The organism is Methylobacterium sp. AC433, assembly GCF_979253015.1.
In genome coordinates, this window is the sequence record NZ_CEEDBN010000060.1 from 1 (window position 1) to 289 (window position 289).

General features: G+C 66.8%; 1 protein-coding gene. It reads left to right on the top strand.

The genetic code is table 11. From position 1 onward, the window contains the following. Nucleotides 1-273, top strand: a 273-nt coding sequence (locus AC0IWM_RS23730) for a hypothetical protein (protein ID WP_471759136.1), incomplete at its 5' end; no start/stop codon positions are given. Between the last annotated feature and the right edge of the window lie 16 nt (nt 274-289).

Here is a 289-nt window from a genome sequence, read left to right on the forward strand (position 1 = left end):
GTCGTCGCCCGACGGCCGGAGGCCCTTGCGATCCTGCACGTGAGACCGCAGGCATCGGAGGACGTGCTCGAGTGCCCACGGTGGGTCAGCGCCGTCCGCGATCTGCATCAGGTGCTTGCGGAGATCGAAGATCTTGTAATCGAGCTCTTCCTCCGCGCGCGAGGGCGGCGCCGGCTCGTCGAAATCGGGATCGTCCGGTCCTTCCTGGAAGAGCGCGTCTGGTGCGGAGCTGGCCAGTGGCGCTCGGGCTTTCAGCCGAAAATTGATGGCTGACCGGAGGGTTGCCGCG